The organism is Paenibacillus sp. A14, assembly GCF_036864815.1.
Classification (GTDB): Bacteria; Bacillota; Bacilli; order Paenibacillales; family Paenibacillaceae; genus Fontibacillus; species Fontibacillus sanfengchensis.
This window is the reverse complement of record NZ_JBAGJD010000002.1, coordinates 678,319-699,114: the sequence shown is the minus strand read 5'-3', so window position 1 is coordinate 699,114 and position 20,796 is coordinate 678,319. Positions and strand designations below refer to the sequence as shown.

Here is a 20,796-nt window from a genome sequence, read left to right as displayed (position 1 = left end):
GGGACTCGTAAGGGATGAGTGTAACCAAGCAGGATATTATTCGTTCGGCTTCAAAGATGCTTAAAGAAAAAGGGTTTCAGGCGACCTCGATACAAGAAATCGCCCAAGACTGTTCCATTGCTAAGGGTTCGGTGTATAAATACTTTCCTTCCAAAGAGGACTTAATGTGCGCGGTTTTTGACGAGTGCCAGACGGCTTATTTTGATCAGGCCGAGTTTCTGAAACAAACCGAAACGGGGACTCTCAAGGAGCGGCTTGTGAATCAGATTGTATTTCGCTTTCAATATTTTATTGAATATAGATCCATTATGGTCGATTTCATCGATCTCCCTATTACGCAGTATGCGAACTTTCGTTTGCTGAGGAATCATGTTCGCGCCCGAATGATGGAATGGCATAAATATTGGCTGCTTGAAGTTTATGGTGAGAGTATCGAGCCGTTTCTCTGGGATCTAATTTTTATCTACCGCGCGATCCTGAAGGACTATCTGCAACGCATCATCTATGAAGTGAACCTGCTGTCGATAGAGGATACGGCTTGGTTTATCATCGATAAAGTGGATGCCCTAGTCAAACATATGTCCGAGTCAGGTTCTAAGGGGCTGCTCGGGCGAAGTGCTTTCGAAACATTCATTCACTCAAACTCAAGCGACTGGAAAAAGGAAAAAGAACGGATTGCCGAGGAAATGTTCGGCCGAGTGGTTGCGTTAGTAGAGAATTGGCCTGGAGGAAGCGCTCGGCGGAGGGAACTTCAAGAAATTGTCCAGCTGTTAGGAGAGGAGTTCTCCCAAACTCAACCCAGAAGGTCACTCATTCAGGCGCTTTGCGATTACTTGGAGCAGGAGCAGGAGCTTAGGAGCCCGGTTATTCAGTGGAAGCAAATTGTCTTGGAGGAATGACCCCATCGTTTGAATGCTCCGCTCAATTGCAATTGACAACAGCGGAATAACTTGCCGTTACTGACACGCGAAGAACCGTATCACAGTAACGGCGAAAATTGGGTTGAGGAGTTTGGGACTTAGCATCGAAGACATGGTATACGTTCTGGGCACACGAAATGAAGTATCCCACAGGAAAATGAAGAAGGGGGCGCCCCTAGGTCATTTAATATGACTTTGGAGAGCGCCCCTTTTCAATCGGAAGGGTCTTCACTTCATTCAGTAATCGCGTGCAGCGTCAAACCAGCGCTGAGCCATCTCCTCGGGTATAGGTTGGCCGATCAGGTGATCAGACTGGCTTAGTTGCCATACTGCTTCACCAAGGTCTTCTCTCTCAACGGTTTCGATCCCTTTGAGTGTATTGAAGCGCACGGTAAAAGCGGTAATGGCTGCCTCAGCATCGGCGAGGCTGCAAGCTTGGGCCAAAGCTGCCTGGGCAACGTCGTAGGCTTCGTTAGCCAGTTTAGCCAGACGTTTGGGCCAGGATGAAAAAGGACGGCCAAACTCGGTCGTCCACCACTCAGGATTTCGTAATTTGCTCACTGAAGTATACCCGTTCCACGGGCGGGTGTTAGCCCGTGTTTTCATTTGCTGCCTTAGACGCTTGCCGGTGATCTCCTCCACGTTGAAGGCGATAAAACTGTCAAGCAACGGCAATGTATCCAAGGGCGGCAAATCACCCAGATCAGGCATGAAGCGCAGCTCCAGATTTGTTAACCGGGCCTGACAAGCCAGCTGGCCCAAGTCGCAGAAGTTGCCCCACAAACTCAGTGATGTAAGGTTTGGGAAACGGCTTAGACACTCCAGCGAGATAGGCTGTGCCAACGGTTCGTTTCGGAGCGTCAGATTCGTGACCTGATGCAGCTCACCCAGGCCGGGCAGCAGGAAGGGAACACCATTATTGCGTCGGCTGGTACGCGGCGCCAGGGTCAGAGAGTAGGGCATATCGCCATCGGCTGAGAAGCGCGACAGATCGCCGGATACACTCAGGCGGAAATAATCAAGCCGATTCGGCAGCTTCAGGTGCAACCTACTTCCAGACGGGTCCAGCCCGATATGCAAGGCATGCAAGTTGGAACGGCTGGCATCCGCCACCGTGTCTGCAGACAAGATCGGAACCCACGTCATTTCTTCAATGGGGCGTTCCCGAGCCCAGTCGAAGAACCCGGCGTCGCTGCCTGTGTAGTATAGAAATCGTGGCCAAGGCGAGCCTGCCGGTGTGGCAAAGGCATCGAATACAGTCCAATCGATATGAGCATCAGGCTCGACGTGCAGGTCTGCCTTCCTGCCCAAACGTGACGGTCCAATGGAGAGGCTGCCCACGCCGGGTTCGATGATAAGCGTATGGCTGTGGGGGCCAATTAGATCGATGGGATAACGTCCAACTTCTCTAATCGAATGCGCAGGGAGCCTAGCTTGGTTATTATTTTGCACTTCCTTCATCCCTTCTTCTTATCACCTGCATTCTGCGTAAGTCCACAACATTTCAAAACTTTAGGTCTCACTTCCATATGTATTTGTAGCCAATAGTATCATTAAATCCGCTTTTCAACTAGAACTACATCCAGCATATAGAGTTGGTTATGGTTACTGAAATATAAAACTGATCATACATCCCCATATCAAATCGCCTATCGCCTGCCTGACAAGAAGGATGGGGTTACTCGCTGGGTAAGGAATGTATTCGTGAAGCGGGAATCGTGGAATCGTAAGAAGTTGGGTATAATGATATCATGTAGTAAGTTCAGAGTACGAACACAGTATACAATCAAATACAGACAAAGGAAGTAAACGATCATGATCGATATCATCATTCCGACACCTAATGTAACCATTACCAAAAAGGTTGATCCTCAGGAAAGCAACATTTACGGCTTCACCGAATTTCACCTGATCACTAGAGAGTTAGGTGGGATTTTTATGTTTTACAACGATAAGGATGAATTGTTGTTCGTCGGAAAAGCCAGAAAGCTACGACCGAGAATAAAAAAACATTTTGAGGATTCCGTATCCCCGATCAGAATGCATAGAGACGAAGTAACGAAAATCGAGGTTTGTATCGTTGAAGATCCTGTCCATAGAGAAATTTATGAAACGTATATCATTAATGAAGGCAAGGCCAAATATAACGAAGACAAAGTATTTTTCAAGCAGGCCTAAATGACAAGCAATCCTAAACAACGTTACCGTTTCAGTGAAGCGCCAATCTGGAAAGTCCAGCGAGAATATTATGAAGAGAAGGGAACAAAGGCCTGGAATAATGGCCAAGTTCCCCAATATATAACGAGTAATCCCATGATCGCTGCTGCATATGCAGAAATGATCTTCGGGTTTCTTCAAGATCGAGTGAATAGGGGAAATGGCTCTGAACCCGTGTATATTGTGGAGCTTGGAGCAGGAGCGGGACGTCTTGCTTTCCATTTGTTAAACGAATTGTGTCAGTTAATAGACTACGCCGGGATCCCGCTGCCTTCGTTCCGCTATATCATGACGGATTTGGCCATGGACAATGTTATGGCATGGAAGGGGCATCCCGCGTTTCAAAAGTTCATTGCCGAAGGATTACTGGACTTTGCGCGATTTGATGCTGTGCATGATTCCGTGCTGAACCTCATTGCATCAGGCACAACGATTCGTGAAGGAGATTTAAAACAACCAATAATCCTTGTTGCCAACTACTTCTTCGATAGCATACCGCAGGAATTGATTTACATTGGAGATGGGGAAGTTTATGAAACAGATGTTTATGTTCAACATTCCGAACGTCATGATTCGCTTCAACCCGCAGAATGGTTAGATCAAATCACTTTACGCTATGAGCATCGACGAGCGCCCGAGTACGAACAGGAAACCTATCCTTACCGCAATGTGATTTCCCTGTATCAGGAAGAACTAGAAGACTCGCATATTTTATTTCCTGCTGTCGGTATCGCTTGTTTGGAGCGTTTGAATCGGTTATCTCCGTGTGGATTTCTATTGATAACCGCAGACAAAGGAGATCACTTGCTGGATAGCTGGAAATTTGCGGAACCGCCCGAGTTGATCTTACATGGAAGTTTTTCTTTAACGGCAAACTACCATGCGATGAAGTATGTCTATGAACAAAAAGGAGCTGCGGCGTTATTCCCTCCGCATCATTATAAGAATATTAATGTGGGCTGTATTCTCCATTTGGATAAACCCGCGGATTATCACAACCTGCGATTAGCTTACCGTCGTTGTATTGAACGCTTTGGTCCTGATGATTTTTTTAGTATGAAATGGTGGGTGGACCGCAATCTGGATAGCATGGGGTTGCAGCAAATCTTAAGTTTTTGGCGTTTGGGCGGCTATGATGCGGAATTTTTCATACAGAGCACGAAGCGGATTTCCAACCTATTGCCAGCATCAAATGAAGAAGAAAAACAGGATTTGCTTAGGGGCGTTCAACGGATGTGGTCCTCGTACTACGTCATGGGGCAGCGATATGATCTGGCGCTCGATGCCGGATTGATCCTATTCGAGATGGACATGTACGAACACTCCAAATATTATTTGGAGATTTCGGTACAAGAAGAGCAAGACGAGGTCGTATCCACTGTATTTTATTGCCTTGCCATTTGCTGTTTCGAGTTAGACTTCGTTGAAGACGCAAAGAGGTACTTACAAAAGTTGTTGGAACTTGAGCCTGAAAACGAAGAGGCATTAGCGCTGTTGAGCTATTGATGCGGGTATCCCAAAATATGACCAAGGTTCGTTTGATCTCTTTGGGACCGTTCTGTCGGATGAAAAAATAAGGAGTCGCTCCGCAGAGGGATGGCACCCGGCAATAAGCGAGTAGAAAGGAGCATCATCCTATGGAAGTAACCGCACAGGAAGTGGCAGAATGGATGGTCAAGGAAATTAGGTCTACGGGAACGTTATACCAGACCGATGCCATTGAATATGTGAAGACTCATTTCGGCGAACAGTTCGTATTCGTGAATGAGAATGGAAATACATCGCTGTCTAAAGAGGTGAAGAAGGCTTTCCGTAAACTCCACGGCGGCAGAATTGCTTGGGACCGCGACGGATTCTTTTGGGCTTGGACCTGAGGAGTATTATGCAGTATTGAGATATACGCTTGCAAGTTTAAGAGCAGGCACTTAGGCGCAATCTTGAATATTTTGGGACTCTCAGCCTTTAGCTTGATTTTATTAGGAAAACGAATATTAAATATTCGTTCAGGCTGTCGAGAAAGTCTCGACAGTCTTCTTTTTGTTCATTTGATTTAAGACGACACCGCGTTAATATTATATAGTATAGATAACTACTCATGAACGGATGGTGTTTTTGGTGCTGAGATCTAACCGGGGTAAGCAAACAAAGCTACGAATTTGTTTCAATCGAAGAGTTGGTTCCGCAGGATCATTTGCTGCGTAAAGTGGATAAGTATATCGACTTCTCATTTATTGAGGATAAGGTTCGCCCCTAGTATTGCGCAGATAACGGGCGGCCAGCCATTGACCCAGTCGTCCTGTTCAAGATGATTTTTCTCGGCTACTTTTACGGCATTCGCTCCGAACGCCAACTGGAACGCGAGATTCAAACCAATTTGGCTTATCGCTGGTTTTTTGGGGCTGGGCTTAACCGATAAAGTCCCGGACCACTCGACGATTAGCTGGAACCGGCGCACCTGTTTGCAAAATGGAAGTTTACCTGCGACACCAAGAATAACTATTATGTTTGTCCAGGGGAACACCGTCTGAATTACCGGACGACTGACCGGAAGGGTTACCGACAATATGCGTCGGATCCGGAGTATTGTAAACAATGCCCTATGCTCGCGCAATGCACGCATTCCCGGAATCACCGGAAGGTGTTGACCCGGCACATCTGGGAAAACAGCAAAGAGTGGGTGCGAGCCAACCGACTGAGCCGGGACGGTAAACAATTGTACCGTAAACGAAAAGAAACGATTGAGCGAAGCTTCGAGGACGCTAAAGAGCTCCATGGGTTTCGCCATTGCCGTTTGCGCGGGTTGGCTAACGTCAAGGAACAAGCCTTGATGACGGCCGCCGTGCAGAACATGAAAAAGATGGCGATCCACCTGGATCGCCTGGAGAAGCGGGGGGGATCCCCCCTTTTTTTGGTCTTAAGCACAGTGCAAATGAAAAAAAGAGAAACCCAGTGTCCAAAAGACACGGGTTTCTCGACAATCTGAGGGGCACCCAAAAGGGTGTCCCTTTAAGCGATATTCCAGACAGAGGCCCTTCGATTAAATCCCCAATGAGATATGCGATCTCGTCCGGCGCGTCCTCCAGGCAGTAATCATTAGCCGTATTGCAAACGAAGTTCAGAAGATCGTCTCCTAAGCCGCGTTCCTCTGGATCTCAGCCATGAAGAACACTCCAGTCAAGAAACTCACGGCTATAGATGTCGGAAATTCTGTCCAGCACACGCTCCGCGTGTTCTGTAAATTTCAAGTCCGCCACCCGATCTTTCAACAAGAACACGCCGGTCTCATTGCGGTTTTTGCCGAGGGCGCCTTCAAATAATAGGTTGGCGCCATGCGTAGGCGGAGAGGCAAACAGCTTCATAAATAGCCCAAACGATGCGGTAAGTCCGGAATCTTTTCCTTTTCTTAGCGTGTTGTTGATTCCCGGGTCGACGCTGCGGATCTTGATGCCTTCCTTGGCAAGTTGCGGTGCGACGGCTTGGGTCCACAACGAAAGAGCCAGCTTTGAAGTCGCATAAGGGCCATACATTTTGCGGAAGGTTTTGGGATGCTCCAAGTTTTCGATCGAAAACTCCTTCGTAAATCTAAACACCTGCGATGAAGTGTTAATCACCGTTTTTAAGCTGCCGTTTGTCAACAGTTCCTTCAATTCCATCAGAACAATATAAGGAACGACCGTCAGCAATTCATAATGCATTTCGCGGCCTTGTTTCGAATAGCGCAGCTCACTTAAGCCTCCTCCGGCGTTGTTGAACAAAATATCGATCCGCCGCTCCTTGCTTTTGATTTCTTCCAAAGCGTGTCTCAAGCTGCCATAATCGGTGAGATCCTTCACTTTATAGGTTCGGAGCTGTCCGTTCTTGAGGGCATTTTGCATGAGCATATCGTCCGCCGGAAAATCGGAACGGTTCAAAGTAAGGACCTGCCAGTTCTGCGATAGAAGTTTCCGGGCTAATGCCAAGCCGATTCCCTGGCTCGCGCCTGTAATCAGTGCGATATGTTCTCGCTGGTTTGTATTCAATGGATGTTCCCCCTCCGGCTTCAGATCTGGGAGCCGCCTCCGTCGACAGGGAACTCGGCCCCGGTGGTATAGGTGGCGTCAAAGGCCAGGAATGCTACGACTTTGGCGACCTCGACGGGATCCCCCAAACGCAGCATCGGGATCTGCTGTGTCATCTGTGCCTTTGTCTGTTCGGCAACTTCCTTCGGCATGGCCTTCTCTAAGATCCCTGTGTCAATGACGCCAGGACTGACTGCGTTGACGCGAATATTTCGAGGCAATAACTCGCGTGCCAGACTTCGAGTCATAGAGCGTAGCGCCGCTTTACTGGCTGCATACGCACTGAGCATGGGGAGACCCACGACGTTCACGATGGAAGTGGTCAGGACTACCCCGCTTCCTGTGCTCAGGAGTGGAGCGAGTTTTTGTACGGTGAAGTACGACCCTTTGGCGTTGATTGTAAAAATCTCGTCGAACGTTTCTTCCGTCGTTGACTCGAATGGAACAAAGCCGGTGACACCTGCGTTAACGAACAGGGCATCGATCGTTCCAAATTCAACCTTCACTCGATCGGCCAACGCGGCGATATCCTCCAATGAAGCGGCATCGCTCAGGAACGAGGTGGCGTTGCCGCCAAGCTGTTCACGAGCCGCGTCAAGCGTCGGCTGAGTACGTCCGGTAATCAGCACGTGTGCTCCCTCATCCACTAGCAGCTTCGCTGTCGCGAGGCCGATTCCACTGCTGCCTCCCGTGATCACGACCTTCTTGCCGGAAAACTTGCCCTTACTGGATAGTTCCATTTGAATCGTCCTCCCTTTGTATAATCCGCAATCGGATGATTAGGTACAGGAACGATTATACAACAGGGTATTTACTAAGTAAACTAAATTAACTAAATTAGTTAACCTAATTCATTTCATTATTAGTGTAAATAAAAAGCAAATTTGTTATAATGCATTTGATACGTATCACAGAGAGGGGCATTCATTCGTGAGAAAAGCCGTGAGTGTGGAGAAATATATAGAAAAAATAAAACCCGTGATTAGAAGAACAAAGTTCAGTCAACTGAAAGTCGACGATCTCGCAAAATATATGGATATCAGCAAAGTGACACTATATAAGTATTTTGCCTCCAAAGATGACATCATCGAACAAGTTGTTGATTATTACATGGATTACTCGAAGAAAGCTGACGCTACGGCCAATGATGATTCCGTCTCTTTTTTGGAGCGGTTCCAAATCACGTTTTTACAATCTTTGATGTGTGCCGTGTATATCTCCGATTTGTTCTTGCAGGATCTGAAGGAATTTTATCCGCACCATTTTGATAATCTGTCGGTAACCCTGCAAAATCGGAATAAAAACTTGCAAGCTTTTTTTGAATCCGGCATGGAGCAACAGATTTTCAACAGATTGAATGCCGTATTGTCTATGGTTCAAGATGACGCTGTGCTGCGGCGGTTTATCGAGCCTTCATTTTCGATTCAGTATGATATCACCTTGAAGCAAGCCATTATGGATTACTACCGCATGAAGCAGTATCAATTGCTAAAACCCGAATACCTGAAGATGATCGACGACTCCCATATGGAGGGGAAAATCGTTCATATTTTGCAAACCATCTCATAACCCTTCCAACTCCCAAAAGATGCAAATCTGCAGGAATTCTATGTGATCAAGGCTGTCTGATGGGGCACTAGATGCTCAGTTAGGCTGCCGAATACGCTTAGTCCAATTGTACTCCCTAAGGATTGAAACAATTGGACTGTTCCGAGAGCAATGCCGCTTTGCTCCTTGTCGACCGACTCCTGAACAATTAAATCGGTACCCTCAATAGGGGGGCCTGATCTCTTTGCTAATAATAAAAGAGGCAATCGCCTCAAATAGATTTTATCTACTTTGGGGATTGCCTCTTTCTGTGTAAGGTCATTCCTCTTAGGGTTCGAAGCTAGCTGTACACAATTTCGTGCTCTTCGCGGTTAACATGCAGCTCCCAGTATTTCTCTGCAATTCGTTCGGGTGAAAAATGAGTGCCCGGAGCTACCGCTCCTGCAATGGTAACCGTTCCGACAAATACACCTTGAGGTTTTAGTTCATCAGCCAGAGTAAAGGCTAGATTGCGTAGCGCTGCTTTGCCTATGGATACAGAAGCGTAGTCTGCCATAGGATACAGCGCAAACCCGCCACCTGTGAAGAGGATCGTTCCTGATTTTTGTTTTACTTGTTCCGGGATAACTTGTAGTGCACAATGTAATGCACCGGCTACATCCACTTGGTAATGAGACACAAGAGATTCTGCGGTTAGGGAAGTTGGTTTTCCGCCCCTTAGGACAGCAGCGTTGTACACCAGCACATCTGTAGCACCATAGTTTCCCTTAATTTGGTCAAAAGCTTCGGTTAATGACAGAGGATTCGCTGCATCCGCTACGATGGCGTAAGCTTCTATTCCTTCCGAGCTCAACTCCTGAACATATTGATTTAGCGCTTCCTGATTTCGGGAGACCAGGACAACACGAAAATGATTAACGCCAAATTTTTTAGCAACATGATTTCCGACACCTGGGCCTGCACCAACCACGACGATTAGCTTCTTATTCATTTTTTATCCTCCCTAATAAATAAGTTCAATGAAGAACAATCGCACATCCCCTTCGTCTCCATTTCCATTATTAGTATGTCACAGTGTTTTCGAAATCCTTAGCCTATTTATATCGGTTTTTTGCCTAATCCTATCAAGACCATACAAACTGAACAAAATATCGATTAGAATGGATTTGTTAAAACTGACGGGAAGGGGGAGTAAGTGATGTCTGAGAAAAGTAATGCACATCAGCAGAAACTAGCCGAGCTTATTGAGCGTTATTCTGATGGAGGCGGCGTACATGCCACCTCTATTCCATCCTTATTCCTGATCCGTGCATCCGCTATGGCAGAACCAATCTATGTTGTTGACGAGCCTTCTTTTTGCATTATTGTGCAGGGGGAGAAGGAGATATGGTTGGGGGAGGAACACCTTCGGTTTGGTGTCGGGAAGTATCTGGTAACGTCCGTTGACTCACCTGTAGTAGGTCACATCAAAGCTTCAATAGACGCTCCTTATTTAGCTCTCAAACTTGAGTTTGCACCGAGCGAAGTTTTAGAGTTTTTAGAGGATAAAGAGGTTCGAGCAGCACATAGGAAAAGTACGAAGAGGGCGATGTTTATAAGTGAAGTGGAACCGCCTTTGTTGGACGCAGTGGTAAGGTTTGCGGCTTTGCTAGACAATCCAAAACACATTCCGAAACTCGCCCCTTTATTCAAAAAGGAAATCCTTTATTGGATTCTACAAGGACCGTATAAAGATGCTTTGGCACAAATGGCCCTAAAAGGAAGTAACGCCTTTCGTATTAAAAAGGTGATTGAATACATTATCGAAAACGTTAAGCGGTCATTTCAAATAGAGGAACTTGCGGAAATGGCTAATATGAGTGTTGCATCTTTCCATCGGCATTTCAAATTAGTGACTGCCATGAGTCCCATTCAGTTTCAAAAACAATTGAGATTGCAGGAAGCGAGGCGTTTGTTATTAGCTGACTCGTCAGATATAGCCAATATCGCCTTCAGAATAGGTTACGAAAGTCAATCGCAATTCAGTCGGGAATATTCCCGTATGTTTGGTTTTCCACCTAAAGTGGATATAAGCCGAATGAAAGAGAACTCAGGTTAAATTTGAGCGCAATTTTTCCAAATCGTCGTTCAGTTTATTTACATTCAATTGGCATACACGTAAGTTCAACTTACCCACCCGCTCCATCACAGTCTTACACGCATGGGCGTTCGGGTTCGGAAAAGACGATATGTCGCATAGACCCGACTTTGGAACCAATTTCCTGGCCGGAGTTGCGTGAACTGTGCGGCAATCTCTATAGTAGAAGGGAAACGACATACGAACGGAGTGGTGGGGAGAAATGGAGAGCGAACGCGTGCTTCAGCAAAATTTAGACGAAAAAAGTGAGTTTCAGCGGTTGTTTCAAATGCATCTGCTGTTTGAGGAGAACGCGGAACGGCCGAATGCGGAAGCCATTCGGAACGCGTTAGAAACCCGTTGCGGGAAAACGGATACCGTGTCGCCAGACGACGCATTATCGTCGTTTGCCGTAGAGGCTTATAAAGTAGCCTACCAGGAGGGAGAACTGCCGGCCCAGGTGATGATGGCCGACGTGACTCCTTTTCAACCGGAGACGATTACCGACTTGGAGCGCACCCAGTTTTGGACGATGCCGGATGCGGAGGACGTTCTGCAAAAATGCCGCTATAAGCTGCTGATCAGCGACTTCATGGCGGCGGGGCTGGACTATAAATCGCGCAGCGCCTTATTGGCGGATTGGCTGGAGGTTGCCGTAAGCCTGTTCCCGACCTGCAAAGCGATCTGGATTCCATCGAGCGGGAAATTGCTGCATCCGGCCGAAATTGTGGATAATCCGTACGAAGGAGCCGCGAGGTTCTTGCAGTTCGGCATGAATATCCGCTATTTTAACATTCATGGTACCGAAGACAGCTTGGTCGATTCGCTCGGCCTGTTTGCTCTTGGACTTCCGGATGTCCAGTATCATTTTCATACGTTGGATCCGGACGACGTGTCACGGCATGCATTCGCTGTCGCCGCCTACTTGTTTGAAGCGGAGGTGCCGGTGAGCGACGGCGAGACGATCGCCGGCTTGCTGAACGGGGAGATGGCGCCGGATGTGCATTGGCCTTGCAGGTTCGAAATGGCGCTGATCCAGCCTTCCAGAGAAGTGATGGACGTCTGTCCGGACGAATATGCGGCAGGAGAACGGGATTAAATCTGGCCGACGTTTCAAGGGGGCAGTCCATGAACAGAACAGATCGTTTGTTGGCCATCGTGCTGGAGCTGCAGGGCAGGAAAGTGGTACGCGCCGAAGATTTGGCGGCACTTTTTGAAACCAGTGTGAGGACCATCTATCGCGACATTCAGGCGCTCAGCGAAGCGGGCGTTCCGATTGCAGGCACTACAGGCACAGGGTATTCCTTAATGGAGGGATATTTTCTGCCGCCGATCCGTTTTACAATAGAGGAAGCCGTGACCTTGCTTATAGGAACGGAATTTATCGAGCAACGATTTGATGATGATTATCGTGACAGAGCTAAGGTTGCTAGGAGGAAAATCGAGGTCACGCTATCGGACAGTGTCCGCAGTGAGACCTCGCGTATACGCAAGTCGCTGCGACTGCTCGCTCCCGGCAAACAGGCAGCTGCGTCAAACGAAAGGGAAAATCTCGATAAGATCCGCCGAGCTCTATTGGATGGGCGAAAGATCAGATTTCATTATTCGAAAAGAATTGCGGATTCCACGGGGAGCCGCCATAGCGAACGTACCGTAGCTCCCTATGGCCTTGTACTCGTTGAAGGGTCTTGGATGCTTGTGGCCCGGTGTGATCTACGCCAAGACATCCGCCATTTCCGGTTGTCCCGAATGGTTGAACTTGTGGAGCTGGACGAGCGATTCGAACTCCCGGAGCATTTTGACTTAAGGGAGTATACGCCTGTAGATGATCGCCACTTGCGAGCATGCCTGCGATTTAACCATGACATCGCAGATAAGGTGAAGGAATCGAACTATCATTACATAGAGGATATGAAAGAGCATCAGGATGGATTGGATGTGGTCTTACGCGTTCGTCAGCTGGATGAATTGCTGCCATGGGTGCTTGGCTGGGGAGCGGGCGTAACCGTATTGGAACCCGAATCATTCCGAAATCGGATTCGTGAGGAAGCCCAAAGAATTCTAAAACGCTACTGACATAATGTTGTCAGTAGCGTTTTTTTATAATTGGACATGTAAATGTAAAGGAGATAGAGATTAGGAAGGATGATATCTTGTGAATTTCGCTTCTGTACGCATCATTACTGACGACGTGGATCGTCTGGTTGATTTCTATGAGAAAGTCATGGGGGTATCGGCGGAGCGACCCGCGCCCGTATTTGCCGAACTCGTTCTGCCATCATGCACCCTTGCCATCGGCCACTCCCAGACGACGCAGCTATTCGGCGCTGATTCCGCAGTGGGGGCCAATAATCGCACTGTCATTCTAGAGTTCCGCGTCGACGATGTCGAAGCCGAATATGCGCGCTTGAAGCCATTTGTCGATCATTGGGTAATGGAACCGACCCTGATGCCATGGGGGAACCGTTCTATGCTGTTCCGCGATCCCGATGGCAACCTGCTTAACCTCTTCGAGCCGGTGACCGAGGATGCGATTGAACGGTTTAGAGGTAGACCTTGACGGGCAGTAAAGGATGGGCTTCTAACTTGCCGTTATAGACAACGCGAAGAAGTATCACCTTTAAGGTTAAAATGGAAAGGGACTCCATGGTGGAGTCCCCGTTGCTATCGCTTGCGTTGTCAGTGTTGGATTAGGTCCGCCAGTCCCGTTGAAATGAACACGGTTATCCCCGATGTAAAGGCGTTTCACCTGCAGTGCCTCACATTGCGTATCTGTAACGTTGCCTTATTCTGCTTCATCTTATGCTTGATTAGGCTTTGGATAAGCAAAAAGGTTTTGATCGCTCCGATGCCTAGCAGCAGGATACAAATAATGAAAATAAAATGCCCAATTCCAGGCAGGTATGTGAAGAAAACAAACCACGGGGCCTTGTTGCCCATTAATACTAATGCTTCAACCGGAATGATCAGGTTGAATATAAGCAGTGATAACAAAGATACAGTTATTCGCGATGGAGTTGGAGTGAACTTTTTCTTCCATTTAAAAAGGTTGTAAATGGACCATACGATAAGAGCGATGATAATAACACATATAAAATCGATAATTGCATAAGTTCTGGTGACATTGGTAATTTCAACGTCTGTTGGTTCTTGTCCATGCATGATCTGTTGAACTCCTGAAGCGATCTTACTGAAGTTCATACCTCGCACGAGAAAGTCCTGAGCATTAATCAAGACTACGATAGCGGTATCCCCATCCAATATCATATCTGAATAGAAGTTTTCTACAGCTCCATTGTGTTGAATAATATTGTCATTAATCTCCCAGCCCATGCCGTAATAATGTCCTGTCGAGGGATCTTCGGCATAAGGCTGGTGCATGGTTGAAACGCTGGCTGGAGAAGCGATGGAGACGTTCTGGTAACTTCCGTTATTTAATTGGGCCATTAGATAGTGAGCCATATCCTCCGCGCTGGAAATGAGGTACCCAGAAGCCAGTATGGATGGATTGTCGGGAAAGTCCACTGGAATCATATAGCCAAAAATAGATTGATACCCTTTGGCCAACCCGTTCTGTTGCGCTTCTGTTACGGAGGTAAAGCTATTTTTCATATCCAGCGGATTAAAAATATGCTCTTGAACATATTCAGCGTAAGTTTGACCTGAGGCCGCCTGAATGATAGCGCCAAGGAGATCATAATTTAGATTTGAATAATGATATGTACTGCCTACTGGATCGCTTAGAGATACATCACCAAGATGAGTGGCAAGCTCATCAATAGAATCAAATTTGTTGTTAAAAACACGTCGTCCCTCATAGGTAGAGAGGCCACTGACCTGGTGAAGCAGATCTTTTACTAGAATAGCCTTGGCGGCTTTTGGATCTGCCAGTTTAAAATTAGGCAAGTATTGCTGTACAGGTGCATTCAAATCGACTTTTCCTTGTTCAACCAATTGCATTATGGACAGAGCGGTGAATGATTTAGTGGTGGAGCCAAGTATAAATGGGGTTTGGGGAGTAATGGGATCTCCGTCAGGTCCAGAAGTTCCATAACCCTTTAAATAAACAATCTGATCGCCTTTTACAATGCCCAAGGCAACACCCGGAATTTGAAGCTGCTCAATCATAGATTCGACGTGATCATCAATTTGGGCGGAATCTACTGGAGTTGTAGTAGAACTGCTGTTAGCTAAGACCGATGAATCAGTTATAAGTACACTACTTACTATCAATGTAAGTACAACCATCCATATTTGAATCTTCTTTCTCACAAAAAACACTCGCTTTCCCTTTAAGCTCTATATGCATAATTTTAAAGGGATTTTTAACCAGGCAGAACAGCCTAAGAGATAGTTCATAGACTGGACGGGGGGAGAGGGTTATCCTCGACTGAGGTCTGGGATTGAATCGTAATAAACTCCATTATAGTATCCTGATGAGCTTAAGGCACCTCATAAATGGGAGATGGTCTACACCAGCTCCTTTCGGTTTTTTCACGTGTTTTGGATGTCCCTTGTTAAAAATCACGGCATACCACTTAAATGTTTGTTATCTTGAGATGGGGACCATAGTTCACCTATTGCAATCGGTAAATGTTGGGGGAGTGGATTGTATGAAAAAACAGTATTTTTACATTGATGGAATACCCTCGATCTATTGGGGCAATCCCACCGAGAAAGTCTTTATTTCAATTCATGGCGTAGGTTCTAATAAAGAAGAGGCCGAATTATTCGCGAAAATCGTTGAAACCAAGGGCTATGGGGTTATTAGTTTCGATATGCCGGAACATGGAGAAAGAATCAACGAAAAAAATACATTGCGGCCCTGGAGCTGCATAGAAGAAATCGACAAAGTATACCGTTATGCCCAGAGTATTTCTTCTAACATCAGCATGTTTGCCACAAGTCTGGGTGCCTATATGAGCCTATTAACCTTTTCGGAGATCAAGTTGGAAAAAGTCCTGTTTCTTTCACCGATTCTTGATCTTCAGCGGCTCATCCGGAATCTGATGTCTGCCTACAACATTACGGAGGCGGAAATTATGGAAAAAGGGGAGATTCCCACTCCGTCAGGGATTACGCTATACGACGATTACTATAAGTACGTTATGGCACATCCAATAACAAAATGGGAAACCCCGACAGAAATTCTGTATGGTGAACACGATAATTTATCCGAATATAAGATTGTAACCGACTTCGCAGACCGATATAACTGCGGCTTGGAATTGATGAAGAATGGGGAACACTGGTTTCATACGGAAGATCAACTTGCCTATTTTTCGGACTGGGTAAATAAACTAATAGCAGGCTGAGAATAACTTACACCGTCGGGGTCTACACCATTAACGGGAAAATCTCCTGTTCATATACCGCTCTCGGCTCTTCGCTCGGATTTAGCTGGAAAAGTTCCATCTATTTCACGCTCCTATTGCCGGTATACACAATTTCAGGCGAATTAGCGGGAGGTTTTCCAGCTAATTCGCCTCTGGAGCCGCATACGCACCAAATTAGCGGGAAGAATTCCCTTTAATTGTTTTGGGGCACTCCATTGTGGTTTTTGCCCAAATATATGGTTGATAACGTCGGTAGCTGGGGCTTTTTTCTATATAGTCACACTCGAATCCGTCAGTTCAAAATACCACTCCAGAAAGGAGTTAAAGCTTTTCCATTGCGAATCCAATTTACCGGCAAAAAAGTCCTCCATCTGCTGGCCCAATCCTAAGCCAAAGACTTCGTCCGTGTTCTTATTATAAAAAAAGCCGAACTCCCCTGCAAAGTTATCCAGCGGAATATATTCTTCAGGCAGGTTTAAAACGGCATGCGTTCTCTCCATACCTAGCATGTAGTCCGAAGAATTGATCATAAACCAACAAATCTGATAGATTTCACGTCGTCTATTAATGAAAGTCGGCCCATCCTCTGCATGTAAATAAAACGCAGCAAAATCTGAACCCAAATCGATGCCTAACTTTACTAAAGCCTGTTCATACTCTTCTAAAATCTCTTCAAACCACCAGTTTTTACTTTTGCAAAAACTGACCACTTTTTCCGATAGCATCTCGACGGCTCCTCCAATACGAAATAAACTGTCTAAGGTATTGCCGTGATTATATCACATCAAAAGGGTATCCGTCCGTCCGCCTTACGGAATGGCTTCGGGATACCCGGTGATTTTGCGGAATGAACGCCAAAAAACCCCCGGCATTTACATTTGCCAGGGGCTTGTGTTTTATCCCATTGGAGGAGTCCCGATGAGTGAAAGGGTTATCCCTTATGGCTTCTTTTTAAGCAATTCCAAAGCGCGGTTCATCACCGGGTCCTTGCCGGCATCAATATCGGCTTGCTTGATCATGATCTTTTCGTCCGGCGGCAGGCCGCGCTGCTCGTAATTAGTGCCGTCAGGCGATGTATAGCGTTCGTTGCTCAGGGTGAATAACTGTTTGTTCGGCAACAGTCTAAGCAGCATGTCCGAAAAGTATCCGCACGTCTTTTCCCCGATAATCGTTACTTTGTCCAATGCTTTTAAGGCCATCGTCCCTGTCTCGCCGGCGCTTACCGTCATCGGACTGGTCAGCACCACAATATTGTCAGCCGAAAACTGCTTTGCTCCCGGTTCGATATATACCTGCGTAGGCTTGGAGAATTGCTCGTATCCGCCTGTTCGGGCCTGTTTGGCATACGCCAGCTTGCGTTTCTCGGCAAACAAGCCGGCTATTTTCAACCCGAAGAAGTCCTCGCCCCCCTCATTAAAGCGCATATCGATTATAAAGTTGCGGCAGTTCGCCAGATCCTGCACCATTTCCGCCAGTGCTTGGTCAATTTTCTGCGGATCGGACTCGTCAAAACCAATCAGCTTAATGTAAGCGCCACCGCTTTTCGTTTGGCCATAAACAATGCGCCCGTCGAGCTTGCTCTTTACCGCCCCTTTCATATATCCGTCTTCGACGTTTCGTTGCATCGACTCCGAATTGGCCATGAAAAATTCCTCTCGCTCAACTTTGGACTTGGAGAAGATCAACCCTTTTTTACCGAATATGATGCTGTGTCCGTCGTTCAGCTTTTGGAACATTTGCGTCAAAATGTCTTCCAGTTCCTTCTCGGAGGTAGCGGCGCCAACTTTGGGCCGATACTCTTTGTACACCTCTTTCCAATTCACTTTGACGAGCGGAAAGAAACTGAAATTCTCTTCAAAGGATTGCCAGAATACTTCAAAATTTTGCACGGGATCCTTGCTGAATCCGTTATACTTCACCTTGGGAAGATTATCGATCCGTTTGAGATGCTGCACGTACCCCAAGCCATCGGTCAAGCTGCCGTTAACGAAGCGGCCCATCAGAAATCGCGGGGCATTAAATTGCTCCTGGGTTTTAGTGTTGTCGTATATTTCATTAATATAAATGTCGCCGTTGTTCTCGATATTTCCTTTCCCGAACGGTACCAAGCTGTCCTTGGTGTAGCTGTAGACCTTAACGGATGGGCCTTCTATTTCGAAGATATGGCCATACCCTTTCGATTGCCAAATCTGGCGCTCGGCGGCTGCGGTTACGGGGGGCGGCTGCTTCCGGTTCTCCTTCGCTTGGGCATAGGTTCCCGACATGCTGAATGTCAGGAGGGTCAAGATGGCAATCCATACTTTCATTTTTGGTCCTCCTTCTGATCAAAAAACATAAAATTGGCTTTTCGAGGATAGTATAAAGCCCGAATTTGTCCTCAGTTTGAACGGAGGATTACAATTCGGGCTTTGTATCTTCGAGGGGAAGTGTGATCGAGAAGGAGGTTCCGCTCCCCAATCTGCTGGACACTTCGATTTTTCCATGATGAAGATCGACAATTCGCTTCACGATGGAAAGACCGATTCCGTTGCCGCTAACATTGCGGTTTCTCGCTTTATCCACTTTGTAGAACGGTTTGAAAATTTGGCTGATTTCCTCCTCAGGTATGCCGATTCCATTGTCCGTCATTCGGACGACTGCGCTTTCGCTTTTCTTGAAGGACTCCACCATTATCTTTCCATGATCGGCGGTAAATTTGATGCAATTGCCAAGCAAGTTGTTCCACACCTGATTCATCTTGTCTTCATCCGCCACAATGGTTATCGGCTCCAGCATAAGTTGCATATCCAGATTGCGGGCAGACCATTGCGGTTCCAGGCGAATGACAGCTTTGCGCAGTTGCTCGTCGAGACGAAACTTTTGCGGGGCGGGCTTTGCATGCTCGTGCTCCAGGCTGGTCAATTCCAGCAGATCGTCGCACAGCCGGGACAGCCTGTCGCTCTCCTCGTCGATAATATTCAGCATCCGCATACGGGTTTTCTCGTCCATGGACTTGATCTTCAGCACACGGGTATATCCTTTGATCGACGTTAGAGGAGATTGGATTTCGTGGGATACATCGGAAACAAACCGCCGACGGAGCATATCCAGCCTTCCCAATTCATCTGCCATCGTGTTAAAGCTTAGGGTAAGCTGTCCAATTTCGTCGCGACGTTTGGTAGACAGGCCAACGTTAAAATCGCCCCGGGCCATTCTTTGCGTTGCATGCGTCAGCTTCCGCAGGGGCCTGACCAAATACCGCGCAGCGATCAACACCAGAATACTTCCCAAACCGAGAGTAAACAGCTGTTGATACCGGATCAAGGAATCGATTTCGTCGAGGAAAAAACCGGTCTGGGTCGTAACCAACAAGGCGTGCGGCGAACCGTTCAGCGCAAAAGGCAGGCCAACCGTAATCTCGTCATCCTCACTGGACCCGTTGCGATAAATTTTGTTTTGCTTGAGCACTTGCTGCAGATACGGTTGATCCTTCTGCTGGTCTGGAGCAGCGCTCCCCGGGTTCAGCAGCGTTCCCGCGCTGTCATAAAACCGTATCTTATAAAAGGGCGTGGAGCTGCTTACTTCCACGAAAGCCTTCGCATCCTGCGGAGCCAATTTCTTATATAATTGAATGATCATTTGGGCATTGCCAATCATCTTCTCTTCCACGATCGCTTCGATATGGCCTTTGTAGAAATAGCTTTGAACGAAAAAAACCGAGAGCAGGCTGACTATGACGGCCCCCAGAAACGTGAACACGACGCGGGCATAGAGCGAGTTAATCATGATACGCCTCCAGACGGTAGCCCATGCCGCGAATCGTTACGATGCGAAAATCTTCGGCATACTGCTCAAACTTGTCGCGCAGACGTTTGACATGCGTGTCCACGGTGCGTTCATCCCCATTGTACGCGTAACCCCAGATGTCGCGGATCAGCATGTCGCGCGTAAAAATTTGCCCGGGATAACTGGCCAGTTTGTAAAGCAGCTCAAATTCTTTTAAAGGAAGAGCCCATTCCTCGCCCGTATCGGAAAAGTGAACCTGGTAGCTCGTTTTATCGAGAATGACTCGACCGAGCTTCACGACATGGGAGGTAGCGATCCGATACCTTTTGAGCAGTGCCTTGACCCGCATGACCATCTCCATCGGATCAAAAGGTTTGGTCAAATAATCGTCCGTCCCCAATCGAAAGCCCTTGACTTTGTCCAGCGACTCCTTTTTGGCCGTGACCATCAGCATCGGCTTGTCCCCGGCCTCCCGCAGCTTTCTGCACAGTTCCCAACCGTCCATGCCGGGCATCATAATATCCAAAATGACTAAATCGACGGAATGATGCAAGTAATAATCCCAGGCTTCGAGACCATCCATTTTCTCTACGACGTCCATACCTTCGTCTCTTAACAACAGCCCTGCCAGTTCGCGGACAAAGGCGTCGTCGTCCACTACCATAATCGTCGGCAATGTTCATTCACCTCGTACTAACTTTCCCTGCCATGAGAAAAGCATCTATTCGAAGCCCTCCCTATTATCTTACACAGAAAAGGGGGGCCGTTGCAAAACGATTCAATACTCCGTAATCGCCATGATATCTGAGAGGAAAGCATGAGTAAAATTTGAAGCT

At 47.1% G+C, this 20,796-nt stretch carries 20 protein-coding genes and 1 pseudogene; 12 read left to right on the top strand and 9 right to left on the bottom strand.

The annotated features are described in order from the left end of the window. Positions 1–14 precede the first annotated feature (14 nt). The gene (locus tag V4U88_RS07495; RefSeq protein WP_334072639.1) at positions 15–899 is read left to right on the top strand and encodes a TetR/AcrR family transcriptional regulator; all 885 of its coding nucleotides are present in this window, start codon (positions 15–17) and stop codon (positions 897–899) included. 258 nt (positions 900–1,157) lie between these two features. On the opposite strand, the gene V4U88_RS07490 is transcribed toward V4U88_RS07495, so the two are convergent. Next, positions 1,158–2,381 (bottom strand): hypothetical protein, encoded by a 1,224-nt coding sequence (locus tag V4U88_RS07490; RefSeq protein ID WP_334072638.1) that lies wholly within the window; start codon positions 2,379–2,381, stop codon positions 1,158–1,160. A gap of 354 nt (positions 2,382–2,735) precedes the next feature. Here V4U88_RS07490 and V4U88_RS07485 point away from each other — a divergent pair, with 354 nt between their 5' ends. The 5 genes and pseudogenes from V4U88_RS07485 (at position 2,736) to V4U88_RS26955 (ending at position 6,120) form a co-directional block, all read left to right on the top strand. Further along, the gene (locus V4U88_RS07485) at positions 2,736–3,098 is read left to right on the top strand and encodes a nucleotide excision repair endonuclease (protein ID WP_334072637.1); all 363 of its coding nucleotides are present in this window, start codon (positions 2,736–2,738) and stop codon (positions 3,096–3,098) included. Continuing rightward, a complete protein-coding gene (locus tag V4U88_RS07480) occupies positions 3,099–4,643 on the top strand; it encodes a tetratricopeptide repeat protein (protein WP_334072636.1) in 1,545 nt (514 codons plus the stop codon). 131 nt (positions 4,644–4,774) lie between these two features. Continuing rightward, positions 4,775–5,011: a DUF6953 family protein gene (locus tag V4U88_RS07475; protein ID WP_114498669.1), complete on the top strand. Its 237-nt coding sequence runs from the start codon at positions 4,775–4,777 to the stop codon at positions 5,009–5,011. Positions 5,012–5,240: 229 nt separating this feature from the next. Beyond that, positions 5,241–5,590, top strand: a pseudogene (locus V4U88_RS26960) (transposase); the annotation flags it as partial. Then, positions 5,578–6,120 (top strand): transposase, encoded by a 543-nt coding sequence (locus tag V4U88_RS26955; protein ID WP_442951876.1) that lies wholly within the window; start codon positions 5,578–5,580, stop codon positions 6,118–6,120. The pseudogene V4U88_RS26960 and the gene V4U88_RS26955, both read left to right, overlap by 13 nt. A gap of 169 nt (positions 6,121–6,289) precedes the next feature. Here the strand turns inward: V4U88_RS26955 and V4U88_RS07465 are convergent, their stop codons facing one another. Next, complete coding sequence (locus V4U88_RS07465) at positions 6,290–7,156, bottom strand: SDR family NAD(P)-dependent oxidoreductase (protein WP_334072635.1); 867 nt, start codon at positions 7,154–7,156, stop codon at positions 6,290–6,292. 20 nt (positions 7,157–7,176) lie between these two features. Beyond that, a complete protein-coding gene (locus V4U88_RS07460) occupies positions 7,177–7,935 on the bottom strand; it encodes an SDR family oxidoreductase (protein ID WP_334072634.1) in 759 nt (252 codons plus the stop codon). Positions 7,936–8,125: 190 nt separating this feature from the next. Here V4U88_RS07460 and V4U88_RS07455 point away from each other — a divergent pair, with 190 nt between their 5' ends. Further along, positions 8,126–8,764, top strand: coding sequence for a TetR/AcrR family transcriptional regulator (locus tag V4U88_RS07455; RefSeq protein WP_334072633.1), 639 nt, complete (start codon positions 8,126–8,128; stop codon positions 8,762–8,764). Positions 8,765–9,083: 319 nt separating this feature from the next. Here V4U88_RS07455 and V4U88_RS07450 read toward each other — a convergent pair whose 3' ends face one another. Beyond that, a complete protein-coding gene (locus V4U88_RS07450; RefSeq protein WP_334072632.1) occupies positions 9,084–9,734 on the bottom strand; it encodes an SDR family NAD(P)-dependent oxidoreductase in 651 nt (216 codons plus the stop codon). A gap of 207 nt (positions 9,735–9,941) precedes the next feature. On the opposite strand from V4U88_RS07450, the gene V4U88_RS07445 reads away from it, so the two are divergent. From V4U88_RS07445 to V4U88_RS07430, 4 genes are all read left to right on the top strand, one after another. Next, complete coding sequence (locus tag V4U88_RS07445; RefSeq protein ID WP_334072631.1) at positions 9,942–10,841, top strand: AraC family transcriptional regulator; 900 nt, start codon at positions 9,942–9,944, stop codon at positions 10,839–10,841. Between the two features lie 241 nt (positions 10,842–11,082). Next, positions 11,083–11,958, top strand: a complete 876-nt coding sequence (locus V4U88_RS07440) for a DUF4261 domain-containing protein (protein ID WP_334072630.1) — start codon at positions 11,083–11,085, stop codon at positions 11,956–11,958. A gap of 29 nt (positions 11,959–11,987) precedes the next feature. Continuing rightward, positions 11,988–12,935 (top strand): helix-turn-helix transcriptional regulator, encoded by a 948-nt coding sequence (locus V4U88_RS07435; protein ID WP_334072629.1) that lies wholly within the window; start codon positions 11,988–11,990, stop codon positions 12,933–12,935. A gap of 79 nt (positions 12,936–13,014) precedes the next feature. Next, complete coding sequence (locus tag V4U88_RS07430; protein WP_334072628.1) at positions 13,015–13,419, top strand: VOC family protein; 405 nt, start codon at positions 13,015–13,017, stop codon at positions 13,417–13,419. A 185-nt stretch (positions 13,420–13,604) separates the two neighbouring features. Here the strand turns inward: V4U88_RS07430 and V4U88_RS07425 are convergent, their stop codons facing one another. After that, a complete protein-coding gene (locus V4U88_RS07425; RefSeq protein WP_334072627.1) occupies positions 13,605–15,107 on the bottom strand; it encodes a serine hydrolase domain-containing protein in 1,503 nt (500 codons plus the stop codon). 365 nt (positions 15,108–15,472) lie between these two features. On the opposite strand from V4U88_RS07425, the gene V4U88_RS07420 reads away from it, so the two are divergent. After that, entirely contained in the window at positions 15,473–16,174 is a 702-nt protein-coding gene (locus tag V4U88_RS07420; RefSeq protein WP_334072626.1) for an alpha/beta hydrolase, read from the top strand. A 290-nt stretch (positions 16,175–16,464) separates the two neighbouring features. Here the strand turns inward: V4U88_RS07420 and V4U88_RS07415 are convergent, their stop codons facing one another. From V4U88_RS07415 to V4U88_RS07400, 4 genes are all read right to left on the bottom strand, one after another. Further along, the gene (locus V4U88_RS07415) at positions 16,465–16,920 is read right to left on the bottom strand and encodes a hypothetical protein (protein WP_334072625.1); all 456 of its coding nucleotides are present in this window, start codon (positions 16,918–16,920) and stop codon (positions 16,465–16,467) included. A 213-nt stretch (positions 16,921–17,133) separates the two neighbouring features. Further along, positions 17,134–18,501, bottom strand: coding sequence for a S41 family peptidase (locus V4U88_RS07410; protein WP_334072624.1), 1,368 nt, complete (start codon positions 18,499–18,501; stop codon positions 17,134–17,136). An 88-nt stretch (positions 18,502–18,589) separates the two neighbouring features. After that, positions 18,590–19,960 (bottom strand): sensor histidine kinase, encoded by a 1,371-nt coding sequence (locus tag V4U88_RS07405; RefSeq protein WP_334072623.1) that lies wholly within the window; start codon positions 19,958–19,960, stop codon positions 18,590–18,592. Next, a complete protein-coding gene (locus V4U88_RS07400) occupies positions 19,953–20,636 on the bottom strand; it encodes a response regulator transcription factor (protein WP_334072622.1) in 684 nt (227 codons plus the stop codon). Before V4U88_RS07400 ends, V4U88_RS07405 begins: the two co-directional genes overlap by 8 nt. Between the last annotated feature and the right edge of the window lie 160 nt (positions 20,637–20,796).

What these genes read in the sequence shown, in the direction of transcription:
- V4U88_RS07495 (WP_334072639.1), top strand. Translation starts at nt 15, where the DNA reads ATGAGTGTAACCAAGCAGGATATTATTCGTTCGGCTTCAAAGATGCTT.
- V4U88_RS07490 (WP_334072638.1), bottom strand. Translation starts at nt 2,381, where the DNA reads ATGAAGGAAGTGCAAAATAATAACCAAGCTAGGCTCCCTGCGCATTCG.
- V4U88_RS07485 (WP_334072637.1), top strand. Translation starts at nt 2,736, where the DNA reads ATGATCGATATCATCATTCCGACACCTAATGTAACCATTACCAAAAAG.
- V4U88_RS07480 (WP_334072636.1), top strand. Translation starts at nt 3,099, where the DNA reads ATGACAAGCAATCCTAAACAACGTTACCGTTTCAGTGAAGCGCCAATC.
- V4U88_RS07475 (WP_114498669.1), top strand. Translation starts at nt 4,775, where the DNA reads ATGGAAGTAACCGCACAGGAAGTGGCAGAATGGATGGTCAAGGAAATT.
- V4U88_RS07460 (WP_334072634.1), bottom strand. Translation starts at nt 7,935, where the DNA reads ATGGAACTATCCAGTAAGGGCAAGTTTTCCGGCAAGAAGGTCGTGATC.
- V4U88_RS07450 (WP_334072632.1), bottom strand. Translation starts at nt 9,734, where the DNA reads ATGAATAAGAAGCTAATCGTCGTGGTTGGTGCAGGCCCAGGTGTCGGA.
- V4U88_RS07445 (WP_334072631.1), top strand. Translation starts at nt 9,942, where the DNA reads ATGTCTGAGAAAAGTAATGCACATCAGCAGAAACTAGCCGAGCTTATT.
- V4U88_RS07440 (WP_334072630.1), top strand. Translation starts at nt 11,083, where the DNA reads ATGGAGAGCGAACGCGTGCTTCAGCAAAATTTAGACGAAAAAAGTGAG.
- V4U88_RS07435 (WP_334072629.1), top strand. Translation starts at nt 11,988, where the DNA reads ATGAACAGAACAGATCGTTTGTTGGCCATCGTGCTGGAGCTGCAGGGC.
- V4U88_RS07425 (WP_334072627.1), bottom strand. Translation starts at nt 15,107, where the DNA reads ATGGTTGTACTTACATTGATAGTAAGTAGTGTACTTATAACTGATTCA.
- V4U88_RS07420 (WP_334072626.1), top strand. Translation starts at nt 15,473, where the DNA reads ATGAAAAAACAGTATTTTTACATTGATGGAATACCCTCGATCTATTGG.
- V4U88_RS07415 (WP_334072625.1), bottom strand. Translation starts at nt 16,920, where the DNA reads ATGCTATCGGAAAAAGTGGTCAGTTTTTGCAAAAGTAAAAACTGGTGG.
- V4U88_RS07410 (WP_334072624.1), bottom strand. Translation starts at nt 18,501, where the DNA reads ATGAAAGTATGGATTGCCATCTTGACCCTCCTGACATTCAGCATGTCG.
- V4U88_RS07405 (WP_334072623.1), bottom strand. Translation starts at nt 19,960, where the DNA reads ATGATTAACTCGCTCTATGCCCGCGTCGTGTTCACGTTTCTGGGGGCC.